This is a genomic window from Kurthia huakuii LAM0618 (genome assembly GCF_000505545.1).
GTDB classification, from domain to species: Bacteria; Bacillota; Bacilli; order Bacillales_A; family Planococcaceae; genus Kurthia; species Kurthia huakuii.
Window position 1 is genome coordinate 787,987 of the sequence record NZ_AYTB01000008.1, and the last position, 23,360, is coordinate 811,346.

23 protein-coding genes and 1 riboswitch are annotated in these 23,360 nt (G+C 40.6%); of the genes, 11 read left to right on the top strand and 12 right to left on the bottom strand.

The window, feature by feature from the left end:
• Positions 1-309: 309 nt before the first annotated feature.
• The gene (locus V514_RS0108250; protein ID WP_029499507.1) at positions 310-1,113 is read right to left on the bottom strand and encodes an alpha/beta hydrolase; all 804 of its coding nucleotides are present in this window, start codon (positions 1,111-1,113) and stop codon (positions 310-312) included.
• Between the two features lie 124 nt (positions 1,114-1,237).
• Here V514_RS0108250 and V514_RS0108255 point away from each other — a divergent pair, with 124 nt between their 5' ends.
• The gene (locus V514_RS0108255) at positions 1,238-1,765 is read left to right on the top strand and encodes a gamma carbonic anhydrase (RefSeq protein ID WP_029499508.1); all 528 of its coding nucleotides are present in this window, start codon (positions 1,238-1,240) and stop codon (positions 1,763-1,765) included.
• Positions 1,766-1,976: 211 nt separating this feature from the next.
• Here V514_RS0108255 and qoxD read toward each other — a convergent pair whose 3' ends face one another.
• The 4 genes from qoxD to qoxA form a co-directional block, all read right to left on the bottom strand.
• Positions 1,977-2,258 (bottom strand): cytochrome aa3 quinol oxidase subunit IV, encoded by a 282-nt coding sequence (qoxD, locus tag V514_RS0108260; protein WP_029499509.1) that lies wholly within the window; start codon positions 2,256-2,258, stop codon positions 1,977-1,979.
• A gap of 1 nt (position 2,259) precedes the next feature.
• Entirely contained in the window at positions 2,260-2,862 is a 603-nt protein-coding gene (locus V514_RS0108265) for a cytochrome c oxidase subunit 3 (RefSeq protein WP_029499510.1), read from the bottom strand.
• Positions 2,862-4,820 (bottom strand): cytochrome aa3 quinol oxidase subunit I, encoded by a 1,959-nt coding sequence (gene qoxB, locus V514_RS0108270; protein WP_029499511.1) that lies wholly within the window; start codon positions 4,818-4,820, stop codon positions 2,862-2,864. The genes V514_RS0108265 and qoxB overlap by 1 nt, the downstream gene beginning before the upstream one ends.
• Before the next feature lie 64 nt (positions 4,821-4,884).
• On the bottom strand, positions 4,885-5,811 hold the full coding sequence (gene qoxA, locus V514_RS0108275; RefSeq protein WP_029499512.1) for a cytochrome aa3 quinol oxidase subunit II: 927 nt from the start codon (positions 5,809-5,811) through the stop codon (positions 4,885-4,887).
• 769 nt (positions 5,812-6,580) lie between these two features.
• Between qoxA and V514_RS0108280 the strand changes: the two genes are divergently transcribed.
• Positions 6,581-6,853 (top strand): HPr family phosphocarrier protein, encoded by a 273-nt coding sequence (locus tag V514_RS0108280; RefSeq protein WP_029499513.1) that lies wholly within the window; start codon positions 6,581-6,583, stop codon positions 6,851-6,853.
• Between the two features lie 117 nt (positions 6,854-6,970).
• On the opposite strand, the gene metK is transcribed toward V514_RS0108280, so the two are convergent.
• A complete protein-coding gene (gene metK / locus V514_RS0108285; protein ID WP_029499514.1) occupies positions 6,971-8,164 on the bottom strand; it encodes a methionine adenosyltransferase in 1,194 nt (397 codons plus the stop codon).
• 237 nt (positions 8,165-8,401) lie between these two features.
• A riboswitch (SAM riboswitch) is annotated at positions 8,402-8,514 on the bottom strand.
• A 419-nt stretch (positions 8,515-8,933) separates the two neighbouring features.
• Here metK and pckA point away from each other — a divergent pair.
• Positions 8,934-10,520 carry a phosphoenolpyruvate carboxykinase (ATP) gene (gene pckA, locus V514_RS0108290; RefSeq protein WP_029499515.1) on the top strand — a complete coding sequence of 529 codons (1,587 nt, stop codon included), beginning with the start codon at positions 8,934-8,936 and terminating at the stop codon, positions 10,518-10,520.
• An 84-nt stretch (positions 10,521-10,604) separates the two neighbouring features.
• Here the strand turns inward: pckA and V514_RS0108295 are convergent, their stop codons facing one another.
• From V514_RS0108295 to V514_RS0108310, 4 genes are all read right to left on the bottom strand, one after another.
• Positions 10,605-11,051 (bottom strand): hypothetical protein, encoded by a 447-nt coding sequence (locus V514_RS0108295; protein ID WP_029499516.1) that lies wholly within the window; start codon positions 11,049-11,051, stop codon positions 10,605-10,607.
• 3 nt (positions 11,052-11,054) lie between these two features.
• Positions 11,055-11,837 carry an alpha/beta hydrolase family protein gene (locus V514_RS0108300; protein ID WP_029499517.1) on the bottom strand — a complete coding sequence of 261 codons (783 nt, stop codon included), beginning with the start codon at positions 11,835-11,837 and terminating at the stop codon, positions 11,055-11,057.
• The gene (gene ytkD / locus V514_RS0108305) at positions 11,815-12,288 is read right to left on the bottom strand and encodes an RNA deprotection pyrophosphohydrolase (RefSeq protein WP_029499518.1); all 474 of its coding nucleotides are present in this window, start codon (positions 12,286-12,288) and stop codon (positions 11,815-11,817) included. The genes V514_RS0108300 and ytkD overlap by 23 nt, the downstream gene beginning before the upstream one ends.
• Before the next feature lie 102 nt (positions 12,289-12,390).
• Positions 12,391-12,576: a putative motility protein gene (locus V514_RS0108310; RefSeq protein ID WP_029499519.1), complete on the bottom strand. Its 186-nt coding sequence runs from the start codon at positions 12,574-12,576 to the stop codon at positions 12,391-12,393.
• A gap of 125 nt (positions 12,577-12,701) precedes the next feature.
• On the opposite strand from V514_RS0108310, the gene yidD reads away from it, so the two are divergent.
• The 7 genes from yidD to V514_RS0108345 all read left to right on the top strand — a co-directional run bounded on the left by yidD (position 12,702) and on the right by V514_RS0108345 (position 20,163).
• Positions 12,702-12,935 carry a membrane protein insertion efficiency factor YidD gene (yidD, locus tag V514_RS0108315; protein WP_029499520.1) on the top strand — a complete coding sequence of 78 codons (234 nt, stop codon included), beginning with the start codon at positions 12,702-12,704 and terminating at the stop codon, positions 12,933-12,935.
• A 124-nt stretch (positions 12,936-13,059) separates the two neighbouring features.
• Positions 13,060-14,031 (top strand): metal ABC transporter solute-binding protein, Zn/Mn family, encoded by a 972-nt coding sequence (locus V514_RS0108320; protein ID WP_029499521.1) that lies wholly within the window; start codon positions 13,060-13,062, stop codon positions 14,029-14,031.
• 185 nt (positions 14,032-14,216) lie between these two features.
• A complete protein-coding gene (locus tag V514_RS0108325) occupies positions 14,217-15,860 on the top strand; it encodes a glycerol-3-phosphate dehydrogenase/oxidase (RefSeq protein ID WP_029499522.1) in 1,644 nt (547 codons plus the stop codon).
• A 72-nt stretch (positions 15,861-15,932) separates the two neighbouring features.
• Positions 15,933-16,490 (top strand): glycerol-3-phosphate responsive antiterminator, encoded by a 558-nt coding sequence (locus V514_RS0108330; RefSeq protein ID WP_029499523.1) that lies wholly within the window; start codon positions 15,933-15,935, stop codon positions 16,488-16,490.
• Positions 16,491-16,644: 154 nt separating this feature from the next.
• Positions 16,645-17,448 carry an MIP/aquaporin family protein gene (locus V514_RS0108335; protein ID WP_029499524.1) on the top strand — a complete coding sequence of 268 codons (804 nt, stop codon included), beginning with the start codon at positions 16,645-16,647 and terminating at the stop codon, positions 17,446-17,448.
• Between the two features lie 22 nt (positions 17,449-17,470).
• Complete coding sequence (glpK, locus tag V514_RS0108340) at positions 17,471-18,967, top strand: glycerol kinase GlpK (RefSeq protein WP_029499525.1); 1,497 nt, start codon at positions 17,471-17,473, stop codon at positions 18,965-18,967.
• An 80-nt stretch (positions 18,968-19,047) separates the two neighbouring features.
• Positions 19,048-20,163, top strand: coding sequence for a glycerate kinase (locus tag V514_RS0108345; protein ID WP_029499526.1), 1,116 nt, complete (start codon positions 19,048-19,050; stop codon positions 20,161-20,163).
• Between the two features lie 144 nt (positions 20,164-20,307).
• Here V514_RS0108345 and V514_RS0108350 read toward each other — a convergent pair whose 3' ends face one another.
• Positions 20,308-20,637: a GlpM family protein gene (locus tag V514_RS0108350; RefSeq protein WP_035944371.1), complete on the bottom strand. Its 330-nt coding sequence runs from the start codon at positions 20,635-20,637 to the stop codon at positions 20,308-20,310.
• Positions 20,638-20,861: 224 nt separating this feature from the next.
• On the opposite strand from V514_RS0108350, the gene V514_RS0108355 reads away from it, so the two are divergent.
• The gene (locus V514_RS0108355) at positions 20,862-21,746 is read left to right on the top strand and encodes a LysR family transcriptional regulator (protein WP_235073189.1); all 885 of its coding nucleotides are present in this window, start codon (positions 20,862-20,864) and stop codon (positions 21,744-21,746) included.
• Between the two features lie 163 nt (positions 21,747-21,909).
• Here the strand turns inward: V514_RS0108355 and V514_RS0108360 are convergent, their stop codons facing one another.
• Entirely contained in the window at positions 21,910-23,346 is a 1,437-nt protein-coding gene (locus V514_RS0108360) for an o-succinylbenzoate--CoA ligase (protein WP_029499529.1), read from the bottom strand.
• Positions 23,347-23,360 lie beyond the last annotated feature (14 nt).

Sequence of the window (23,360 nt, forward strand, 5' to 3'; positions counted from 1 at the left end):
TGCTATAACAATAGATTCATTATATAAGACAAGCATTTGAAAATAAACGTCTATGTTCAATTAAAAACGCTTTCATATCAAAAAAAGTACTTATTGGCTATTTTCTGTTCTCTCCAAACAGACAAAACATAAAAATTTATGTTTTATAAACCTTTTAATATCGCCATTATTACTTTATTTTCAATTTTCCAGCAAAAATTGTCCTCCTTAAAAACACTACAGTCATAATCCTTTATATGTCATCTGACTACCGTACCTCTAAAATTCCCCATAATAAAAACACCCTCTACGTCTACGAGGGTGTTTTTGTTATTCTACAATATAACCGATATTTTTTAATGAGTTAAAGAGAAAACTTTCTACATAACCGAATACTAATTCTCGTTCAGGCTCTAAATATAAGTCATGATGACATTTCGGCCATTCTTTATAAGTAAAATCTGAAATCGGCTGTTTTAATAACCATTTTTTCGCATAACTTATATCAATCACCTTATCTGCACCTGCGTTCATCATAAGAACAGGAATGTCTGGCAATCCCTTCTCAGATTGTTGTAATGCTTTCATAAAGTGATGCAATTCATTGTACCACTTGACTGTTACAGTAGAATTGTACATAATATCATCTTTAATTTCTAAATAAGCATCGTAACTACGCGTCAGTTGCTTCACTGTAATATCATGGTGGATTTTAAAACTACCAGCAATTTTGCTTAACCCTGGCACCGCATTTGAAACGCGTGATGGCTGGTGTTGCAAATGGAACCATGCAGACGTTAATATTAATCCTGCCACTTCATAACGATATTTTTGGACAGCATATAACGCAAAAATTGCACCCATACCATGCCCAAATAAAAACACCGGTAAATTATAATCAAAAGCGGTCTCTACCATCAACTTCACATAACGTTCGTAATCTTTTAATGCTTCATCATGTACTTTTTTATGTTTGCTGTCCTCTCCATGCCCTGGAAGATCTCCAGCAATCACATGGAAGCCTCTTGAGCGTAATTCCTCAATCAGCCACGCATAACGTCTATGATGCTCATATGCACTATGTATGACGACAGCAACGCCTCGCGCTTGTCCGTCAGCTTCCCATTTCCACATAAAATTAAATCGCTCCTTCTGTTTACTCTCTCCATTGTAACGCATAAATGCATTTAACTGTTCCAATAATACACGTAGTTTGGTACGATTAGATTAAATTTTTTATGAAATGAGGAGATTTGATATGCTATACCCGTTTAAAGATAAAGAGCCAACAATCGACCCTTCCGTCTTTTTAGGTGATGGTGTTGTTATTACCGGCGATGTGACAATTGGAAAAGAATCATCTATTTTCTATAATACCGTCATTCGCGGGGATGTTTCTCCAACGATTATTGGCGAACGCGTCAACATTCAAGATTTAAGTTGTCTTCACCAAAGCCCTGCACATCCATTAATTTTAGAAGACGATGTGACAATTGGTCACCAAGCGACACTACATAGCTGTCACGTAAAAAAAGGTGCTCTTGTCGGTATGGCTTCAATCATTTTAGATGGTGCTGAAATTGGTGAAGGAGCTTTTATTGGTGCCGGGAGCCTTGTTACACAAGGAACAAAAATTCCACCTAATATGTTAGCATTTGGTCGTCCCGCTAAAGTAGTACGCGCGTTGACAGACGAGGATAAACAAGATATGGCACGTATTTTGCGTGAATACTGCGAAAAAAGTCAGTATTATAAATCCGTGCAACAAACGCCAATTTTACGTTAATACACAAAAAGAGGCTTTGACAAAACATGTCCTTTTCCTTTTTTAGCGTTTGCAACAAAAAACCGGAACCGCGCCACAGCGCGATTCCGGTTTTTCTTATGCTCATCTAAGAGGGTATTGTTACACGTATATCCCAGCCTCTTTTTGTGCAATAAAAAAGGTTGCGAGAAATCTCGCAACCTTCTTCGGGGGAAACTCAATCTTTATGGGATTAGTAACCCCAAACCATGGCAAGTAATGAACCGACGATTGTTACAATCCCGATACCGAATGCGAATAATGTCGCAATCCAAATATCGACTTTATCATCTGTTTCACCAATATGCATGAATAACATTAATTGGACAGCTGCTTGGATTAATGCTGTAACAAGCAGGATAATCATACCAATAACCATAGATACGTCGAACCACACAACGGACAGTGCAGCAATCGTTAAGACTAATGAGCCAATAAAGCCGACGACGTGCTCTTTCGGAAATAATTCTGCCATATTACATCAGTCCTCTCAAGTAAATAAAGCTGAAGATGAAGATCCATACGACATCAAGGAAGTGCCAGTATAGCGAGAAGATAAATGCTTTGTTCGCTGTACGAGCATTAATACCTTGACGAATCACTTGAATTACAATGGCAGTACCCCAGAATAAACCGAATGTTACGTGGGCACCGTGCGTACCAAGTGTTGTCATTAATGAAGATACAAATGCACTTGTTGTGATTGTAGCACCTTCATGGACATATAAGAAGAATTCATCAATTTCAACGATTAAGAAGCCTAAACCTAATAGTAACGTTAAGATGTAGAATACGATCATTGGTGTTTTACGACCAAGACGCATCGCATGGACACCTAAACCGATTAGGAATGAACTTGTTAATAATAAGAATGTTTCAATTAAAACGGGAGTCAATTCGAAAATTTCCTCACCTGTTGGACCTGTACCTGTACGATCAGATAACGTAAAGTACACTGTAAATAATGTAGCGAATAACACGATTTCCGCACCTAGGAAAATCCAGAAACCGTAAATGTTTAAGCGGTTTTGCGGTGTCGAGTATTCTAATGGTTGACTGTGATCAACGTGATGAGCCATTATTTAGCACCTCGCAATCCGCCATTTTCGTCATAGCGACGTTCTGTTTCTTCGATTTCAGCAACATGAATATGGTAACCGTCGTCTTTTTGGAATGAACGGTAAGCCATGAATGCTAAAGTAGCTACTAAGAAGATAGTTGCTGGAATCCACTCTGCCCAAACGAAGAAGAAGCTCCATAAAGTCATAGCCATACCTTGCCAGAACGCACTTTGTGAGTTGTTTGGCATGTGAATATCTTCAATTTTACCAGCTTGAAGGTCGCGGCCTTCTTTCTTCGCGAACCAGAACTCATCAAGACGAGTAACTGTTGGAATAACTGCGAAGTTGTAGTTTGGTGCTGGTGTATGAACTGCCCATTCAAGAGAACGCGCATCCCAAGGATCTGAGCCCTCGCGTTTTGCGTAACGGAATGAATAGTAAATGTTGTAAGCAACTAAGATGAATGATACGGCTAAACCAAGTGCACCAATGAATGAAACCATTGATAATGGGCCGTAGCCTGTAGCTGCTGAGTATGTGTACATACGACGAGCATAACCGTCTAAACCAAGGATGAACATTGGGAAGAACGCAACGTTAAAGCTAATTGCCATAACCCAGAATGCTGCTTTACCAAGTTTTTCATTAAGACGGAAGCCCCAGATAAGTGGCCACCAGTAATGATAACCTGCGAATAACGCGAATACTGTACCTGGAATTAATACATAGTGGAAGTGGGCAACTAAGAATAACGTGTTGTGGTATTGATAGTCAGCACTTGCCATTGCAAGCATTACACCGGTAACCCCACCGATAGTGAAGATCGGAATAAAGCCTAAAGCGTAAAGCATTGGAGTTGTGAATGAGATTTTACCGTGGCGCATTGTTAATAACCAGTTGAAAATCTTAACCCCTGTTGGTACCGCGATTAACATAGTAGTGATTGAGAATACACCGTTTGTTAATACGCCGTGACCCATTGTATAGAAGTGGTGGGCCCATACTAGGAATGCAAGTGTAGAGATAACTACCATTGCGGCAACCATCGAGCCATAACCGAATAAGTTTTTACGTGAGAACGTAGCGATAACTTCCGAGAAGACACCGAAGGCTGGGAGGATTACGATGTAAACCTCAGGGTGACCCCATACCCAGAATAAGTTCGCGTAAAGCATGTCCATACCACCGTCAGACATAGCGAAGAACTTCGTACCGAATTGACGGTCTAAAGTCATCATAGCCATAAGAACAGCGATAACTGGGAACGCACAAGTGATGATTAAGCTAGTGATTAAAATAGACCAAGTAAACATTGGCATTTTCATTAGCGTCATACCAGGTGCGCGCATTTTCATAATTGTCGTAATGAAGTTAATACCTGTCATTAACGTACCAAAACCAGAAATCTGGATTGACCAAGCGTAGTAGTTGTTACCAACACCTGGGTTATACTCAGGACCAGACAGTGGGAAGTACCCTGTCCAACCTGCGTTTGGTGAACCACCAAAAATGAACGAAACGTTAATTAAGATGGCACCCGCTACTGTTAACCAGAAGCTTAGTAAGTTTAAGCGTGGGAACGCTACATCACGTGCACCAATTTGTAATGGTACCGCGATATTCATAAGACCAATAACGAATGGCATCGCAACGAACAGGATCATTAAAAGACCATGCGTTGTGAAGATTTCATTATAGTGAGCCGAGTTTAATAAACCATTCTCAGGAATCGCAGTTTGCGCACGCATTAATAATGCGTCAACGCCGCCACGGAATAGCATAATAATAGCTACAAAAATATACATTACACCGATGCGTTTATGGTCAACTGTCGTTAGCCATTCACGGTATAACCAACCCCATTTTTTGAAGTAAGTTAAACCAACCACAACAGCAAGTGAAGCTACAACGATACCAATAAAGGTACCAAAGACCATAGGCTCGCTTAACGGTGCAACGATTGCGTCAAAACTCATCAATTTAGTGTGACTCCTTTCTTGCTTCTACTTTCGAGAAGATTATTATTCAGTATTTTTAAAACTAGTGACTGCCAGTGTGACGGTGAATATTAAGTGTACCGTTACCAGTTTGAGCAGATTTTGACTCGTTATAAGACTCTGCATTCATCATTTCTGCATGAGATGCTGGAGCTGGACTGAATGATAAGTGAGTAGAAGAGAAGCTTTCGCGACCAACGTGGGCTGCGTTAAGTAATTCATTGAACTTTTGTTCTGTTAATTCTGGTTCAGATGCTTTTACATCTTGAGTCCATTCTTCGAACTTAGCTTGTTCCATTGCTTGTACTTCGAATTGTTGTGCTTCGAAGCCAGGACCATTGAATAAGCTGTTACGACCGAAGTATTCACCTGCTTCATCTGCAGCTAAGTGAATTGTTGTAGTCATGTCACTCATAGCGTATTTTTGACCCGCTAATTGTGGTACCCAGAAACTTGTCATCATACCGTAAGAGTATAGACGGAATTCAATTGGGCGATCTGTTGGAATGTTCACATAGTTAACCGTTTCAATGTTTTGTTCCGGATAACTGAAGTGCCACTTCCATTCAGAAGAAGATGCGTAAATCACTAAAGGTTCAGTGTTTGCATACTCTTCCGTTTGTGGATTTTCAACCTTTTCTAATGACCAGATTGTTACAACTGATAAGAATGCTACGATAATGATTGGAATAGCTGTCCAAACGAATTCTAGCTTACGGTTACCTTCTTCAAAAGGAGGCTCGTAATCAGCCGGTAATTTACTCGCGCGGTATTTTACTAGAATAACTGCAAGTAAGATGTACACAACTAAAAGAATAATTACCATTGTAGCAATCGAAATTAAGATGGTAGTCGAAAGTGTACGAGCGTTCGGACCTTTCGGATCAAATACCATCAATGGTTCACAGCCAGATAACACTAGCGCCATAAACGCCATAACAATCGGCATGATTAGTACTTTTTTTCTCATGTTGTACTCCCTTCTAAAACAACTATCCTACATGAGTAGAACGTTGAATGGATATTGAAGTGTGTCCCCCGATATTTAGTTTGTAAGGTACAAATTAAATATTTGTGAATGCGCAGGATGATCGAATTTGTGCCCTAAAACCCCCAAAGCCAGTGCCTATACCTCGATTCCCTTATAATTGCTATTCAATCAAAAAACATTGAATCAGATAGTATGTACCTTGAAATCAGGAATTTTTAGGAAACCCAAGCTCACAAACCCTTCGCGTAGAAGTTATCAACCTCCATTACAATTCATTTTGAATTATAAACCTAACTATACGCTAAAAAAATAAAAATATTGTCATTTTCACATTTTCTTTAAATGTTTTTGAACGTTCTGTGTACACGTTTTTGAAATAGCTTTATTTTAATACTTTTAATAAAACTTTATGCCCTTTTAATACCCTTTATTTTCTTTTATTAGATAAATTAAAATACTTCATTTTTAATATGTTTCACAGTTACGTTACAAAAATTTAATTATCTCCTCAATTTATTACTTTTTTTAGTAAAAGAAAACGGTTACTTTATATAAAACAGCACGCTCATCATATTTCCACATAAAAAACAGGTCATTTGCTCTCCCCTCCCCTGATGTAATAAGGCATAACTTAGCATTACCACCATAAAAGAAGAATATGGTATTCTTTAAAAGGCCACTACATTAGTGGTAAATGCTACGATCTATTTTCTAACAACCATTTATATATACTAAGGAGGAATTTCATATGATTTCTAAACAATTTACGATTACAGCGCCAGAAGGTTTACATGCACGTCCCGCAGCAGAGATTGTGAAAGCAGCCTCTAAATTTCAAGCAGAGACAACCCTTGTATTTGACGGCAAAAATGTTAATTTAAAATCAATTCTTGGCGTAATGTCACTTGGCGTCCCAACTGGTTCTGAAATTTCGATTAACGTCGATGGTTCAGATGAAGATCTTGCGCTTCAAAAATTAGAAGAAACCTTCGCAACATCTGGTCTTGGTGTAGCGAAGTAAGAATTTACACTATTATAATAGAAGGAACCTTAAATTTTTCTCGCTATTTTTAAGGTTTCTTTTTTTGTGCAACAAAAAAAGACCGGGAGTTAATTCCCGGTCTTTCGTTAATAAAGATTAGTTAAAACGACTCTTTAATGCTTCTGCTTTATTTGTTTCTTCCCATGGAACATTTAAGTCTGTGCGACCAAAGTGACCATAAGCAGCTGTTTGTTTGTAGATTGGACGACGTAGATCAAGCATTTTAATAATGCCTGCTGGACGTAAGTCGAATAAATCGCGTACAGCTTCTACTAATTCCGCTTCTGGAACAGCGCCTGTACCAAATGTGTCGATTGAAATCGATACAGGTTGTGCAACGCCAATTGCATAAGCAAGTTGTACTTCTACGCGATCTGCAAGACCTGCAGCCACGATATTTTTCGCTACATAACGTGCAGCATACGCACCTGAACGGTCAACTTTTGTTGCGTCCTTACCAGAGAATGCGCCGCCGCCATGACGTGCATAACCACCGTACGTATCGACGATAATTTTACGGCCTGTAAGACCTGCATCACCTTTTGGTCCACCGATTACAAAACGGCCTGTTGGGTTGATGAAGTATTTTGTATCTTCATTTAACAATTCAGCAGGAACAACTGGTTTAATAACATATTCTTTCATATCTGCTTGAATTTGTTCTAATGTTGTTTCTTCATCATGTTGTGTAGAGATAACGATTGTATCAACGCGTACAGCTTGTTGATGTTCATCATATTCTACTGTTACTTGTGTTTTACCATCTGGACGTAAATAAGCTAATTCGCCTGATTTACGAACTTCTGTTAAACGGCGAGATAGTTTATGCGCTAAAGAAATTGGTAATGGCATAAGTTCCGGTGTTTCGTTACAAGCGTAACCAAACATTAAACCTTGGTCCCCTGCACCAATTGCTTCAATTTCTTCATCTGTCATAGAACCTTCACGCGCTTCTAACGCTTGGTCTACACCTTGCGCGATATCTGGTGATTGCTCACCTACTGCTACAAGTACTGCTAAGTTTTCAGCATCAAAGCCATATTTGCCGCGTGTATAGCCGATTTCAGCTACTGTATCACGCACGATGCCTTTCATATCTACATAAGTAGATGTTGTTAATTCACCTGTTACAAGTACTAAACCTGTCGTAACAGTTGTTTCACATGCAACACGTGCATTGGGATCTTTCTCTAATACTGCATCTAAAATTGCATCTGAGATTTGGTCACAGATTTTATCTGGATGTCCTTCTGTAACACTTTCTGACGTAAATAGTCGACGTTGAGCCATTATATGGGTTCCTCCTATACGAGTTCGATAGATACGGTACTCATTATCCGTGTAGCATCTATTATATAGAAGAAACATAAAATGAGCTGCTCTTCTAAGATGCCAGCCAGCCGAAGCTGCTTTTACACGAGTATTATAGAAAGTGCCATTTGGCGATTGTAATGACAATCGAAAATAAAAAAACCCTTCTCTCATAATGTTACATGAGGAAAGGGGTAATTTCGTAAGCACCTTTCACTCTTATCGTTCAAGGAAAATCCTTGCATCAGATTAGCACCAACGCATGCTGTGAATACATGCAGGTTGCCGGGTTTCATAGGGCCTGACCCTCCACCAGCTCGGGATAAGAGTATCCGTTCAATTTCCAATACTAATAGATTCTATTATGAAAGTCAATCATTTAATAACGCCGTTCAATAGATGACCTATACTATCTCTAAAAATATAAAATATTGGTCATACGCATTCGTATATATGATATTTTTTATGGATAAGTATAACCTAATAAAAATATTTAATACCTGTTGTAATACAGAAGCCTTAAATAGCCTTTTGCAACAACTGTTACACACAATAAAACGTAATAATGCTGTTTCGAAACACCTTTTACTTCCTTTAACCATTTTGTCATATTTAAATAATTTTTATAAAAAATGATGTATTAATGTAGACTATTGATTTTAATGTGTTATACTAATTCCATAATTAATTAACAACAAGCCAATAAGGCATACTAAACATATAAATTAAAAAAAGGATGGTACGACACATGAATTCAGTAGAAACTGCGAATGAATTAACAGAACTATTAGCTGGTCAAAATATTAAGGAACAATTATCAGTAGCACAATTAGTAGAAAAAGCGACATCTCGTAATGAAGCAATCTTAACTGCTGACGGTGCTGTACGCGCACTAACTGGCAAATATACTGGTCGTTCACCACGCGATAAATTCTTCGTTGAAGAAGATTGTTCAAAAGACAAAATCGACTGGGGTAAAGTAAACCAATCAATTTCAGCTGAAGTATTTGATAACTTATACAAAAAAGTAGTTGATTACTTAAAAGCAAAAGAAGAAGTATTCGTATTTAAAGGCTTCGCTGGCGCTGACGAAGATTCTCGTCTATCAATCCGCGTTGTAAATGAATACGCTTGGCATAACCTTTTCGCTCATCAATTGTTCATTCGTCCGTCTCAAACTGAAGTGGCTAACCATGTAGCAGATTTCACAATTCTTTCTGCTCCAACATTTAAAGCAGATCCTGCAGTAGATGGTACAGCTTCAGAAACATTCATCATCGTATCTCTTGAAAAGAAAATCGTTTTAATCGGTGGTACTGAGTACGCTGGTGAAATGAAAAAATCAATCTTCGGTATCATGAACTACTTATTACCAGAACAAGGTATCTTCCCAATGCACTGCTCAGCTAACGTTGGTGCTGAAGGCGATGTTACATTATTCTTCGGTTTATCTGGTACTGGTAAAACAACATTATCTGCAGATGCTGACCGTAAATTAGTAGGCGATGACGAGCATGGCTGGTCTGACAAAGGAATCTTCAACATTGAAGGTGGCTGCTACGCAAAAACATTAAACTTATCTGCTGAAAAAGAACCTGAAATTTATAATGCTATCCAATTTGGTACAGTGCTTGAAAACGTTGTAGTAGATGAAGCAACGCGCCTTCCTGACTACGATGACGCACAATACACACAAAACACACGTGTAGCGTACCCAATTCAAAATATTGAAAACATCGTTGATCCATCAGTTGCAGGTCACCCAAAAACAATTATCTTCTTAACTGCAGATGCATTTGGCGTATTACCTCCAATCTCTAAATTAACGAAAGACCAAGCAATGTACCACTTCTTATCAGGATTCACATCTAAAATTCCTGGTACAGAACGCGGCGTTGTAGAACCAGAACCAGCATTCTCAACATGCTTCGGTGCACCATTCATGCCATTACACGCGACAAAATACGCTGAAATGTTAGGTCAAAAAATTGATGAACACGAAGCAAACGTATTTTTAGTAAACACTGGCTGGACTGGCGGTCAATACGGTGAAGGTAGCCGTATGAAACTTTCTTACACTCGTACAATGGTACGTGCTGCAATCGATGGTAAATTAGACAATTCATTCAAAAAAGAAGATAAATTCTTCGGTCTACAAATCCCATCTGAAATCGATGGCGTACCTTCTAATATCTTAGACCCACGTAACGTTTGGGAAGATAAAGATAAATACGATGCTACTGCAATCAAATTAGCTGGTATGTTCCACGAAAATTTCAAGAAATTTGGTACTGTCGCTGAAGGTATCATGAAAAATGGTGCGCCTCGCGTCTAATTTCTTAAAGAACTTCGATTGACAATCAAAAAAATTATTTAAAAGAGCCAACGACGGCAACGTCGCTGGCTCTTTTTCTTCTTATTAATCTTGTTCATCCGCTACAAATTTAACGTCAGCTTCGTGGCGGCTAAAAAATTCAACGAGGTCTTCTGCATCGCCCCGTGTAATACGATTAAAGGATAACTCCCTGCCATAATCATGAATTTCTAATCCTTCGCGTCCTGCTACTTCATGGAAGAAAATATTAAACCATTTTAACTTGCCATCAAGCGCGGCGTTTCCAACAAAAAATTGACGTGTACGATCATTTAAATCTACTTTAAATTCTTTGACTAATCCTTCTGAACGCATTAAGTTCGTATAATTTTTTAATTCATCAATTGCGATAGTTTCTTCGTTCCAACATTGCACCGTTACATATGAAAATTTATCTGTAAAATAGAGCCATAAATGGCGCCAATACCAATAATTCGTGTCAAAGTCTTGCTGTCGATTAACCGGTGGTAGCTGTACGTGTACATATCCCATGTGTTATCCCTCCTGATTTATCATCCACTTACAAGCAGTCGCTACTACTTGGCGATTTGCTACAATTGGAAAATAATGCGTATATTGTTGCTCATACAATGTTTCATACGTTTTATTAGCTGTTTGTAGCGCGTGTTCTAAGCGTTTAGCATGCGTAAGCGGTACATTACCATCCTGTGCGCCATGAATAATTAACACAGGACAGCTAATCTCTGCAATGCGTGATAGAGGTGTACGTGCTTCATATGCTTCAGGCATTTTCATTGGAGAACCACCAACAACACGCTTTAACATGCGGCGCATATCAACGCGCTCGTCATATGTTAGCGTCATATCTGATACACCGCCCCATGTGACAACAGACGTAATATCATCGCGTAAAATAGCTGTCCATAATGCCATAATCCCCCCGCGTGAAAACGCAAACACATGAATACGCGGTGCCGAGAACTGTTTTAAAACCTCCACAGCATGTACCGCATCAAAGCGGTCTACGCCTCCAAATTCATCGCGTCCTTCTCCCCCGCGATTCCCTCGATAATATGGCGCAAACACAATAAATCCTTGCGCCGCAATTTCGGCAATGCGCGCTGGTCGTACCATGCCAACCCCTTGAATACCACCACGTAAATACAACAAGCCCTCATCGTGCGCTACTTCTTTTGAACAAGCTAACATACCTTTCACGCGAATTCCTTCAGACCAGTATGTAATCTCCTGGAGTCGAATAGTTGAATTTGGCGAAGGATAATCTCTTATCGCCTCAATCGTGCCACTTGTCTTCAAGTTCGCTCACCTTTTCAATCATCTTTTTCATACCGCTATCTTGCATATGAAAACTTAATTGCTGGCAATTTAATAATTCATCATCGGTCATCAAAATGGCACCTTCTGTTTCATGCTTTTTATAATCTGACTCTAATGACGTCACATTCGCAATATAAACAGCTTTACCAAACGGTGGATTTTGTTGTACAACATATGTCGCTAGCCACGTAATCTGTTCAAGATGCGCCCCTGTTTCTTCATATACTTCGCGCGCCGCCGCTTCGATTAACGTTTCACTGGTCTCTTGCTTACCACCGGGAAATTCATAGCCCCGTTCGCGATGCTTTGTTAGCAACCAACGCCCTTCGTATTTTGCTAAGACAAGTACGTGCGTCGGCTCCAATGCAAAAGCATCTTTTTTAAACGACAAATCTACGCCGTGACCATTTAAATCGGTATAGGAAAACATATTACCTTCACTCCTTCATACTGTCAGTGTATCAATACTGTGCAATTAAAAAAACGGATAAATGCCCTATTTCGCATTTACCCGTTTTTTTATGCTTTTAACTTAGACAGACATGTCAAAGTTTTGACCAATATTCGGGTCAAGTGACGGTGCAGCAGTTTGTGGCATTTGCTCGACTAATTGTGCAACCGCGGTTGTTTCCATATTCATCGCCTGTTGCATAATGCTCATTTGTACCGTTTGCTGTAACTCCATCAACTGCATTGACATAATTGAACTGACATCCATACTTCTTCCTCCCTTCACACTATCTTTTATATCGGCATTATACGCCAATCGTATACAATGCTTTTTCAGCCTCTTTTCGCTATACTTACTATAGAAACTATGCGCAGAAAGAAGAATCGATTAGCATGAAAAAACTGATACTTGCGATTTTCCGCCTCTATCAAAAAGCAATCTCTCCATTATTTCCACCTAGCTGCCGTTTTCATCCAACATGTTCAAACTATGGTATTGAAGCTGTATCGCGGTTTGGCGCATTTAAAGGCGGTTATTTAACAATTAAACGGATTTTGCGTTGCCAGCCATTATGTAAAGGCGGCTATGACCCCGTACCATTAGAATGGCCATCGAAAAAGAAATAATTTCGATGGTTTTTTCTTTTTCCACTTGCCAAATCGTAATCAGTACGATATAGTTATTTTTGTTATTAATTATAAATCGTAATAATTACTATTTAAAAAATTTTATAAGTCGAGGTGGCAAACTATGAAAAAAATGATTTCACTCATCGTTTTTGCGTTAACTGCTGTCGTATTAGCAGCTTGCGGTAGCGATGATCCTAAATCAACAGCAAGTTCGTCGGATAAAGTAAGCGTTTATACGACGGTGTATCCATTACAATATTTCGCTGAACAAATTGGTGGCGAGCATGTAGAAGTATCTTCTATTTATCCACCCGGAACAAATGAGCATACATTTGAGCCAACACAACAAGATATGATGCAGCTAGCCGATAGCGATTTATTTTTCTATATCGGTTTAGGTCTTGAAGGATTCGTTAATAATGCAGAGAAAACATTAGCAAATGAACATGTTTCTATGATTGAAACAACGAAAAATATCGATGAAGAAAAATTACATGTCAGCACCGCAACGCATGAACATGATGAACATGACGAGCATGCGCACGAAGCAGACGGTCATGACCACGGCAATGTTGACCCACATGTTTGGTTATCACCAGTCATTAGCCAAGACTTAGCACTCGTGATTAAAGACGAGCTCGTAAAAAAAGATGCGCAACATAAAGCAGATTATGAAAAAAATTATGATGTGCTTGTGAACAAGCTCCAACAATTAAATAGCGATTATAAAACGATGGCAAAAGATGCTGACACGAAAGAATTTTATGTGTCACATGCGGCATTTGGCTATATTGCAGGCACATACGGACTTAAGCAAGTATCTGTCGCTGGTTTAAACTCACAAGATGAGCCGTCGCAAAAAGAATTAACAACGATTGTTGCACAGGCGAAAAAAGACGATATTCATTACATTTTATTCGAACAAAATGTGTCATCAAAACTAGCGGCGGTTATTCAAAAGGATATCGGTGCGAAAAATTTAACAGTGCATAATTTAAGTGTCTTAACGAAGGAAGATATCGCTAATAAACGCGATTACTTTTCAATCATGGAAGATAACTTAAAAACATTCCAAACCGCATTATCAAAATAAAGTCGAACGAGAGCTTACTACATCGTAGGCTCTTTTTCTTTTCGCTTGAATTCTACTGTCCTATCCATTACAATGGAGGCAAGTTAATAGTAGGTTTGAGCGATTGAGAGACCATTAAAAACATATGCATGAATGCATGTGCTTTTAATGGTCTCTTTTTTTCGTATCTAAAAGGAGGAACTTTTATGAGTACAGCTTCATCGTTACAACGTTATGCTACAATTGAGGAACTTCAAAACAAGGAATATGATTTATTAATCATCGGCGGCGGGATTACAGGTTGCGGAATTGCACTGGATGCGATTTCGCGTGGCTTATCGGTCGCATTAGTTGAAATGCAAGATTTCGCGGCCGGAACATCAAGTCGTTCGACAAAATTAGTGCATGGCGGTTTGCGTTATTTAAAGCAATTTGAAATCAAAGAAGTTGCAGAATTAGGGAAAGAACGTGCGATTGTCTACGAAAATGGCCCGCACGTCACAACGCCGGTGTGGATGCTGCTACCATTCCATAAAGGGGGTACGTTTGGGAAGCTCTCAACAAATGTTGGGCTACGCACGTATGATTTCTTAGCGGGTGTTAAACGTTCTGAACGTCGCTCAATGCTTTCTGCAGCTGAAACACAAGCGAAAGAACCATTAGTCAAAACAGAGGGCTTACGCGGTGGTGGTGTTTACGTTGAATACCGTACCGATGATGCTCGTCTAACGATTGAAGTCGCGAAAGCCGCGATTCAAAAAGGCGCAGTACTCAATAACTATACAAAAGCGGTTAATTTCACATACAATGATAAAAAACGTATTAACGGCATCGTAGCCGAAGATTTAATTGGTAATAAGCAATTTACGATTCGCGCGAAAAAAGTTGTCAATGCGGCAGGTCCATGGGTTGATGACGTCCGTTCAATCGAAGGAAAACAAACTGGCAAACATTTAATTTTATCAAAGGGTGTACACATCGTTTTTGATGAAACAACATTCCCGCTTCACCAAGCGGTCTATTTTGATACGCCAGATGGCCGCATGGTGTTTGCGATTCCACGTAACGGGAAAACGTATGTGGGTACGACCGATACTTTCTATGAAGGCGACCCACGCGACATGAATATTAAGCAAGAGGACCGCGATTATATTATGAAAGCGATTCACTATATGTTCCCTACTGTGCAAGTAACGGATGCCGATATCGAATCAAGCTGGGCTGGTGTACGCCCATTGATTCATGAAGATGGTAAAAACCCTTCTGAAATTTCACGTAAAGATGAAGTATGGGAATCTGCAACAGGTCTTGTGACGATTGCTGGTGGTAAATTAACGGGCTACCGTAAAATGGCTGAAACCGTATTAAATACGATTGCAAAAGAATTAAAAGCTGAGTTTGGCATCACATCACTGCCATGTACAACAAAGCATATTCATATTTCTGGTGGCGATATTGGTGGCTCACAAAATTTAGCACAATTTATTAGCCATCGTACGGCAAAAGGCATGGAACTTGGCTTGTCATCAGCAGAAGCACGCCATCTAGCACAACATTACGGTGCCAATGTCGATATGGTGTTTAGTTATGCACAAAAACAACATGCGACCATTCCACAAGGTTTATATGCGCAGCTCTTATACGGTGTGCATCATGAAATGGTCGTGCATCCAAACGACTTTATGATTCGTCGTACGGCCAATATGTTCTTCAATATCGCTGACGTGCAAGCACACAAAGAAGCGATTTTAAATGAAATGGCGGCACTACTTGGCTGGTCAGATGCACAGCACGAACAATACGCTACTGACTTAACAACAGAAATTACACGCGCCACTACTGCGCTATAATAAAAAAGTAGCTAATGAGGGAATCGCGTCATGGCGCGATTTCCTTTTTTACTAGAGAAACGAGGTTTTGATATGTATTTTAATAACCAACAAATTATACCGGCAGCACGGACCGTTAAACAGTTTGACCAAGTGCTAAACAGTCCATTTGAATACATTGTGCTACTTGAAGTGCATATTAGTCACTTGTTGTCATTAAAGCGTGAAGCCGATCGTCATCATAAAAAATTAATTATTCATGCTGATTTAATTCATGGCTTAAAAACCGATAATTTTGCGGCCGATTTTTTATGTAATGATGTGCGCCCAGCTGGCATTATTTCAACGCGCTCGAATATGCTCATTAAAGCCAAATCGCGTGGCATCATTGCCATCCAGCGCGTCTTTTTAATCGATACAATTGCGCTTGAAAAAAGCTATTCAATGATTGATACCGCAAAGCCTGATTATATTGAGCTGCTCCCCGGTATTATTCCATCAATGATTTCAGAAATTCATCAGCGGACAAAAATTCCTGTTATTACAGGTGGATTGATACGCCAGCAAGAAAATGTAGCGGAAGCGCTTACAGCTGGAGCCGTTGCGGTGACGACATCCAATAAGGAATTGTGGCAAACTTTCGAAAAATAGTTGACGATGTACCATTTATTCTCTAAAATGTAATCAAGTTCATACGCTCGTGATTGGTTTAGGAGTTCACATTCATGCAGCCGCATACATTTTGCGGTCTGTTTTGATGTGGACTCTTTTTTTATGGCGTAGCGATTACAAAGGGGGAACTTTTATGTCAACATTCACAGCTGAATTAGTTGGGACGATGCTCTTAATTTTATTCGGGGGTGGCGTCGTAGCCGGCGTATCACTACATAAATCAAAGGGCTTTGGCGGCGGTTGGGTCGTCATTACATTTGCATGGGGATTAGCCGTCGCAATGGCAGCCTATGCGGTAGGTGGCATTAGCGGCGCACACTTAAATCCAGCACTAACAATCGGTCTTGCAACGATTGGAAATTTCCCGTGGGCAGACGTACCAATGTATATTTTAGCGCAACTTATCGGTGCCATTTTAGGTGGGATTTTAGTATACTTCATGTACTTACCTCATTGGAAAGGCACAATCGACTCGGCAGCTAAGCTTGGTGTTTTTGCCACAATGCCGGCAATCAATCACCCATTATCTAACTTAATTGCCGAAATCATCGGTACATTTGCACTTGTTCTTGGTATTTTAGCACTTGGTACAAACGATATTGTCGATGGGTTAAATCCATTTTTAGTCGGGATGCTGATTGTTGTCATCGGTATGGCACTTGGTGGCCCAACAGGTTATGCAATCAACCCTGCGCGTGATTTAGGCCCGCGTATTGCCCATGCGATTTTACCGATTCCAGGGAAAGGTCATTCGGGTTGGTCTTACGCTTGGGTACCTGTTGTTGGTCCAATCATCGGCGGCGTTTTTGGGGCATTATTTTTCCAACAATTATTTGAAGGGGAAAATTCCGTAGCATTTTGGCTTGTTGCCATTATTATTTTAGCCATTTTTATCGCGGCACAAATGACCGTTAAACATGTCAAAGACAACGATTAATACTTATTTGGAGGGATTTACGATGACAGAAAAAAAATACATTTTAGCAATAGACCAAGGAACGACAAGCTCTCGGGCGATTTTATTCAATCATGATGGCACGATTTTTCACACATATCAACAAGAATTCCCGCAATATTTCCCGCAAGCTGGTTGGGTAGAACATAATGCAGAAGAGATTTGGTCATCGGTATTGTCTTGTATCGCAACGGTCTTGTCCGATAAACATGTATCAGCTACACAAATCGCCGGTATCGGCATTACAAACCAACGAGAAACGACTGTTGTATGGGATAAACATACTGGGAAGCCCGTCTACAATGCGATTGTTTGGCAATCACGTCAAACGGCGAATATTTGTGAAAATTTAAAAGAAAACGGTTACAACGACGTATTCCGTGATAAAACCGGTTTATTAATTGATGCCTACTTCTCTGGCACAAAAGTGAAATGGATTTTAGACAATGTCGAAGGGGCGCGTGAAAAAGCAGAGGCCGGCGATTTATTATTCGGTACGATGGATACGTGGATTATTTGGAAACTGACCAATGGCGCAGTGCATGTCACCGATTACTCAAACGCATCGCGTACGTTGATGTATAATATTTATGATTTGAAATGGGATACCGAATTGTTAACTATTTTAGGAATTCCTGCATCAATGCTGCCAAACGTGCGCCCTTCTTCTGAAGTGTATGGTCATACTGCAGATGCACAGTTCTTCGGTCAAAATGTGCCGATTGCCGGTGCTGCTGGCGACCAACAAGCGGCCTTATTTGGCCAAGCATGTTTTGAACAAGGCATGGTGAAAAACACGTACGGAACCGGCTGCTTTATGTTGATGAATACCGGCGAAAAAGCCGTGAAATCAACGAATGGTTTATTAACAACTCTCGCATGGGGGCTTGATGGCAAAGTGACGTATGCACTTGAAGGCAGTATTTTCGTTGCCGGCTCTGCTATCCAATGGCTGCGCGATGGTTTGCGCATGTTCCGCGATGCAAAAGATTCTGAAATGTATGCCGCGCGCGTTGCTTCAACAGAAGGTGTCTATGTCGTACCAGCATTTGTTGGCTTGGGCACACCTTACTGGGATTCAGATGTTCGCGGTGCGGTATTTGGCTTAACTCGCGGTACGTCAAAAGAGCATTTTGTACGTGCTACATTGGAATCCCTTGCCTACCAAACGAAGGATGTCTTAGATGCCATGGAAGTTGATGCTGGCATTCCACTAACGAAACTGCGCGTCGACGGCGGTGCAGTAGCGAATAACTTCCTGATGCAATTCCAAGCGGATTTATTAAATGTGCCGGTTGATCGCCCTGTCATTAATGAAACGACCGCATTAGGTGCTGCCTATTTAGCAGGCCTTGCAGTTGGCTTTTGGAACTCAACAGATGATATTGCCGCATATTGGAACTTAGATAAACAATATACGCCGGCGATGAAAAATGCTGAGCGCGATGAATTATATAGCGGCTGGAAAAAAGCCGTACATGCCGCGCAAGCATTTAAATAAATATTAGAAAATGAGTAGCGCAATGCTGCTCTTTTTTTGTATGCTTTTCCTATGATAACGTAGTCGAAAGGATGGTACGTATGCACATTATCGTCAGCCCAGATTCATTTAAAGGTTCATTAGATGCCGCAACCGTTGCGACAACGATTGCTGAAGCTATTCATGCCGTACAACCGTCATTTACCGTAACGAAGCTCCCGGTTGCAGATGGTGGTGAAGGGACACTTGAAGCGTTAGTAGCGGCTACAAATGGCCACTATATTCAGGCGACGGTACAAGACCCATTGCACCGCCCTATTGAAACGTGCTATGGCATACTTGGTAACGGCTCTACTTATATAATTGAAATAGCGAAGGCATCTGGCTTACCCCATTTATCCGTTGAGGAACGGAATCCGCTTCTTGCGACAACGTATGGTACAGGTCAATTAATTCGCGATGCTTTAGATAACGGTGCACGGCATTTTATTATTGGCATTGGCGGAAGCGCAACAAATGATGGTGGTCTCGGTATGCTGCGCGCGCTTGGCATGAAGTTTTACGATGCTGCACAGCGTGAGATTACAGTACCACGTGATTTGCAGCGACTTGTTCGACTAGATGCTACACATTTTGATGAGCGTATTGCCGCTTGTACGTTCACGATTGCTTGTGATGTCGACAATCCATTTGTTGGCCCTAACGGAGCGAGCGCGGTATTTGGTCCACAAAAAGGCGCAACCTCTTCAACCGTTGACATATTAGACGCCAATCTCACACATTTTGCGAATAAAATTGCCGAAACAGGACGCCTAGCTCTCCATCATCTTGCTGGTGCTGGTGCTGGTGCTGCCGGTGGGCTAGGTGGCGCATTTTTAGCATTCTTCCCGGCTACGTTACAATCTGGCATTGACGTTGTACTCGATGCGATTCAGATTGACGAAGCATTAGCACAAGCAGATGTCATCCTAACAGGTGAAGGGAAATCTGATAAACAAACCTTGTCCGGCAAAGCCGCAATGGGCATTTTAAAGCGCGCGAACAAATTCGGCGTGCACACGATTTTAGTAGCCGCTATTATTGAAGACCGCGATGCATTGCAGAACTACTTTGACGAGATGTATGCGCTTGTAGAAGGCACTGTTACAGCAAAAATGACCCGCGCAAATCCGAAAAAATATTTATATGCCAAAGTAATCGACATTATGACCACTTAGTAAAAAGAGGCTTGGACATACGTGTAAAAGCTCCATCTCCTATGAGCATAAGAAAAACCGGAATCGCGCGGTGGCGCCATTCCGGTTTTTCGTTGCGAACGCTAAAAAAGGAAAATAAAATGCTTTGTCAAAGCCCCTTTTTACTTACGCAAATGTTACTTTCGATACGACCATAAACACAACATACACACCTACGCCAACAAGTACGGATTGTGCAGGTTTCATAAAGCCTGAACAATAATAAATCATCAGCATGAGTACAATCATACCGATTGCGCCAATAATCCCGTTGCGCTGCGTCATATGGAACGTTTCTGCAGTCATATTATGTACTTGTAAATTTAAATTCATTAATGTCAAAATTGGTAATAGTGTAATCACACCTGATAAAAATAAATATTTCGATTGACTGAGCATTGCTGCTAACATCATGACGGTCCCACCAATAATAAATTGCACGATATACGCTGCCAAAACGGTTACCCCTATCTTCTATTGAGATTCTTTCTAGTGTTTCACAAATTTTTTTCGCACTAAAGCGCTGTTTTACTTCTTTATTTCCTACATCGCACCAAATGTTTGGCATTTGGCAATTACCATTGGAAATAGCGCTTGATTCCTTTTCATTGTAGTGATAATTTTAATATTAGTAAATTGAATTTATTCAATGCTATCTATATAAAAAATTTATAAGTAAGGTGAACTCTTTGAGTATATTAAAATTAAAGGCTTATATCGCCGCCGTTAAATATGGTAGCTTAACAAGAGCCGCTGAAGCATTAGACTACACGCAACCAAGCATTAGTCATATGATTCACAGTTTAGAGGAAGATTACGGTTTTGCGCTGTTAATTCGTAGTAAAAATGGGGTGCAGCCAACCGATAATGGCTCGCAACTATTGCCGATTATGGAGGACATTGTCGTACGCTATGAGCATTTATCAGAAGCCGTACATGCGATACATGGCCTTGATGTCGGTACTGTCCGTATCGGCGCCTATGCCTCTGTTTGTGTCCATTGGATGCCTGAAGTGTTGAAATTATTCCATGAAAAATACCCCAAAATTGCGATTCAGCTCTTTGAAGGGAACTCACGCGAAATTCATGAATGGCTCGATGGTGGCAGTATTGATTTCGCGATTGGCACGATTCAACCGACCGATACTTACCCATTCTTACCGTTAAAAGACGACCGTATGCTAGCGATTTTGCCGAAAGAACATCCGCTAACACAACTTGAAAAAATTGATATTCATACGTTTGAAAAAGAATCATGCATCATGCCATATGATGACACACATAAAGATGCACAAGCGATTTTTAAAGCGGCGCGTGTCCATCCAAATGTGACGTATCAAATCCGTGGTGATGAAGCAATTATTGCGATGGTCAAACGTGGGTTAGGGATTACATTGTTGTCTGAATTGCTCATCGAAGATCACCGTGATGATATCGAATGTCGCCCGATTAGCGATGAATGTGTGCGCACAATCGGTGTTGCTTCTAAAACGGAAATTAAAAGTTTATCACCTGCTTCTCGTACATTTATTCCATTTTTACAACATTGGATTCAACATAATTAATAAAAAAGAGGCTAGGACATAACTCGATTTTTAGGAGAAATATAAAATTTGAGTCGTAATTTCCCTGTCTAAATGAATCATTTAATGCGCTTGAAAGCAAAAAAATGTGAGGCGATTTTCAAAATCGCCTCACATTTTTTCTTTTGTCCCAGCCTCATTTTCGTTATAATAAATCTTTTAAATGACGGCGCATTAATTTATTGGAGCCGTTGCGCGGTAACTCCTCAACAATATGAAATGATTTCGGCACTTTATAATGCGCTAGTCGTTCCTGACAATACGCTTCAAGTTGGGTGCACTGTGCCGCATCTTTTGCGACAATAAACGCCGCCGGAACTTGCCCCCACTCATCGGAATCAATCCCGCAAACCCCAACCTCTTTCACAGCCGGATGTGCTGCTAAAACATTTTCAATTTCGGCTGGATAAATATTTTCCCCACCTGAAATAATTAAATCCGAGCGGCGGTCAACGACATATAAATAGCCTTCTGCATCTAAGTAACCAACGTCACCCGTATGCAACCACCCGTCCTTCGTCGAGTCACATTGTGAAAAACGCCCAATATACCCGGGCGTCACCTGTGCGCTTTTCACACAAATTTCGCCAATATCGCCTGGTTTTAGTGCACCATCAATACGTACATGATTGAAGAACAATGGCTTGCCAGCCGAACCAATTTTTCGGAGCGCATCCTCGCTCGATAATGTAGCGACTTGTGACGCCGTCTCTGTCATGCCATACGTTTGTGCAATATGAATACCGCGGTCAAAACCACGTAATAAATAACTTTCCGGCACCGGGCCGCCACCAGCCAACATCATTTGGAATTTTGGCGATACGACTGCACCGCGCGCTTCAAGCTCGGTAATTAGACGCTCTAGCGTAACCGCAACGACCGACATATGCGATACCGTACCATTGACTAACTCGGTCGCAATGGTTTTTTCATCGAATTTTTTATATAAATCTAACCGTACACCTTGTACTAAACATTTCACGAGCATCGAAAAGCCACTAATATGAAATAGCGGCATCGTACATAACCACGCATCATCGTCACGAAGACCGGTATTGTAGAGCGATGACGTCGCAACGGCGACATGATTGCCGACTGTTTGGCGCACCCCTTTTGGAAATCCGGTCGTACCAGACGTATACATAATCGTCATCGTCGCCGCGTCGTCCCACGTATCATTAAATAAAGACGGTGTTTCTGCCGCCGCTTCAATCGCCGAAAAACGATGCAGTACGATAGCTGTTTCAGGTAAACGTTCAACAAGCTCATCTGCGACTAAAATGGCTGATGCGGCAGCATCGTCTAGTTGATACGCGAGCTCATAAGCAGATAACCGTAAGTTTAATAACACCATTTCACATTTTAACTGCATACACGCGAGCATCATTTGAATAATTGCTGGCGTGCTCGGCGCATAAATCGCTACACGGTCGCCGCGCTCAATGCCTAGCGTGATAAGTTTACTAGCATACTGCTTTGATTGTTCATTTAGTTGTTTATATGTCCACGCCTGTTTGTCAAAGCGTAGCGCGGTGCGATGCGGTGAAATCATCGCACGCTGTGTAATCCAGTTTGGGACCACATCATTCACATCCC

Bases quoted from the DNA above. Each gene is read 5' to 3' on its own strand.
- V514_RS0108250 (WP_029499507.1), bottom strand. From the start codon at position 1,113: ATGTGGAAATGGGAAGCTGACGGACAAGCGCGAGGCGTTGCTGTCGTC.
- V514_RS0108255 (WP_029499508.1), top strand. From the start codon at position 1,238: ATGCTATACCCGTTTAAAGATAAAGAGCCAACAATCGACCCTTCCGTC.
- qoxD (WP_029499509.1), bottom strand. From the start codon at position 2,258: ATGGCAGAATTATTTCCGAAAGAGCACGTCGTCGGCTTTATTGGCTCA.
- V514_RS0108265 (WP_029499510.1), bottom strand. From the start codon at position 2,862: ATGGCTCATCACGTTGATCACAGTCAACCATTAGAATACTCGACACCG.
- qoxB (WP_029499511.1), bottom strand. From the start codon at position 4,820: ATGAGTTTTGACGCAATCGTTGCACCGTTAAGCGAGCCTATGGTCTTT.
- qoxA (WP_029499512.1), bottom strand. From the start codon at position 5,811: ATGAGAAAAAAAGTACTAATCATGCCGATTGTTATGGCGTTTATGGCG.
- V514_RS0108280 (WP_029499513.1), top strand. From the start codon at position 6,581: ATGATTTCTAAACAATTTACGATTACAGCGCCAGAAGGTTTACATGCA.
- metK (WP_029499514.1), bottom strand. From the start codon at position 8,164: ATGGCTCAACGTCGACTATTTACGTCAGAAAGTGTTACAGAAGGACAT.
- pckA (WP_029499515.1), top strand. From the start codon at position 8,934: ATGAATTCAGTAGAAACTGCGAATGAATTAACAGAACTATTAGCTGGT.
- V514_RS0108295 (WP_029499516.1), bottom strand. From the start codon at position 11,051: ATGGGATATGTACACGTACAGCTACCACCGGTTAATCGACAGCAAGAC.
- ytkD (WP_029499518.1), bottom strand. From the start codon at position 12,288: ATGTTTTCCTATACCGATTTAAATGGTCACGGCGTAGATTTGTCGTTT.
- V514_RS0108310 (WP_029499519.1), bottom strand. From the start codon at position 12,576: ATGGATGTCAGTTCAATTATGTCAATGCAGTTGATGGAGTTACAGCAA.
- yidD (WP_029499520.1), top strand. From the start codon at position 12,702: ATGAAAAAACTGATACTTGCGATTTTCCGCCTCTATCAAAAAGCAATC.
- V514_RS0108320 (WP_029499521.1), top strand. From the start codon at position 13,060: ATGAAAAAAATGATTTCACTCATCGTTTTTGCGTTAACTGCTGTCGTA.
- V514_RS0108325 (WP_029499522.1), top strand. From the start codon at position 14,217: ATGAGTACAGCTTCATCGTTACAACGTTATGCTACAATTGAGGAACTT.
- V514_RS0108330 (WP_029499523.1), top strand. From the start codon at position 15,933: ATGTATTTTAATAACCAACAAATTATACCGGCAGCACGGACCGTTAAA.
- V514_RS0108335 (WP_029499524.1), top strand. From the start codon at position 16,645: ATGTCAACATTCACAGCTGAATTAGTTGGGACGATGCTCTTAATTTTA.
- glpK (WP_029499525.1), top strand. From the start codon at position 17,471: ATGACAGAAAAAAAATACATTTTAGCAATAGACCAAGGAACGACAAGC.
- V514_RS0108345 (WP_029499526.1), top strand. From the start codon at position 19,048: ATGCACATTATCGTCAGCCCAGATTCATTTAAAGGTTCATTAGATGCC.